The 1,470-nt window shown below is 77.1% G+C and carries 2 protein-coding genes; both read left to right on the plus strand.

Going from position 1 to position 1,470, the window contains the following annotated elements; genetic code table 11:
* Positions 1 to 59 precede the first annotated feature (59 nt).
* Positions 60 to 308 carry a hypothetical protein gene (locus tag D8M29_RS11955; protein WP_305034232.1) on the plus strand — a complete coding sequence of 83 codons (249 nt, stop codon included), beginning with the start codon at positions 60 to 62 and terminating at the stop codon, positions 306 to 308.
* Positions 305 to 1,470, plus strand: a 1,166-nt coding sequence (locus D8M29_RS11960) for a YifB family Mg chelatase-like AAA ATPase (protein WP_148111615.1), incomplete at its 3' end; no start/stop codon positions are given. The genes D8M29_RS11955 and D8M29_RS11960, both read left to right, overlap by 4 nt.

A 1,470-nucleotide genomic window follows, 5' to 3' on the forward strand; every position in this document is an offset into this window, starting at 1 on the left:
CCGAGCGCGGCTACGTGAGCGCCGACCGCAACTGGGGGGGGTAGGCCGGAGGGCTGGACATCGTGGCCCACCACGCGGGCTGGTGGGTGGGCGGTGTGGGGACGACCCGCCCGGGCCTGGCCTTCGGCGACCCGTTCGAGTCGATCGACCGGCGCAAGCTCACCCGGCTGCACCGCCTCACCGCGGCGTGGGTGCGGGCCCACGCCGCGGACCGCCGGGGGACGCCCTGGCGCGTCGACGCCGTCGCCGTGCTGGTGCCGCGCACGGGCGGGATCCGCTTCGATCTGCTGCAGGACGTGCGGCCGTGAGCGGCATCGGACGCACCCGCTCCATCACGCTGGCGGGTCTGCGCGGGGAGGTCGTGCACGTCGAGGCGGACATCGCCCAGTCCCTGCCCGGGTTCACCCTCCTCGGCCTGCCGGACCAGGCGCTGCAGGAGAGCCGGGACCGCATCCGCTCCGCCGCGCGCAACGCCGGACTGCCCCTGACCCGGCGGCACCTGACCGTGAACCTGCTGCCGGCGGGGGTGCACAAGCGGGGTGCGTGCCACGACCTGGCGATCGTCCTGGCGGCCTACGCCGCGGACGGGCGGGTGCGGAACGTCGAGGGGCCCGTGTTCCTGGCCGAGCTCGGCCTCGACGGCGCCCTGCACCGCTCGCCGGAGACCGTGGCGATGGTGATGGCCGCCGTCGACGCGGGGTGCTCCGAGGTGGTCGTCGCCGAGGATGCGGAGGCCGAGGCCCGACTGGTCCCCGGCGCCGAGGTCCGCGGCTTCGCCCATCTGCACGACGTCATCCGCGCCTTCGGCGGGGAACCGGACGGAGAGCCGCCCCACCGCCCGGCCCGACGGCAGGTGACAGCCCCGGAACCGGAGCCGGCCCGTGCGGTGCCCGACCTCGCCGAGGTCGCCGGACAGGCCGAGGCCCGGTTCGCGCTCGAGGTCGCAGCCGCCGGCGCCCACCACCTGCTGCTCATGGGCGCCCCGGGGGCGGGCAAGACCATGCTCGCCGAGCGCCTGCCCGGAATCCTGCCTCCCCTGGACCGGCGCACCGCGCTCGAGTGCGCCGCCCTGCGCTCCCTCCGCGGCGGCGACGCCCGTGTCCGGCGCAGGGGCGGGACGGCCCAGGGGTTCGACGGTGACATCGACCGGACCCCGCCGTTCGAGGCACCCCACCACTCGGCGTCCCGCTCGGCCCTCGTGGGCGGCGGCAGCGGCCTCGCCCGGCCGGGAGCGGCCTCCCTCGCCCACGGCGGCGTGCTGTTCCTGGACGAGGCCCCCGAGTTCGAACGGCGCACCCTCGAGGCGCTGCGCCAGCCCCTCGAGTCCGGGGAGGTGCTGCTGCACCGGGCCCTCGGCGCCGTCGTCTACCCGGCCCGGTTCCAGCTCGTGCTGGCCGCCAACCCCTGCCCGTGCGGCAAGGGCGGTGGCACGGGCGTCGAGTGCCGGTGCAGCGTGCCCGAACGCCGCCG

Origin of the sequence: Micrococcus sp. HSID17227 (assembly GCF_003989405.1) — a bacterium.
In the GTDB taxonomy this organism is placed as follows: domain Bacteria; phylum Actinomycetota; class Actinomycetes; order Actinomycetales; family Micrococcaceae; genus Micrococcus; species Micrococcus luteus.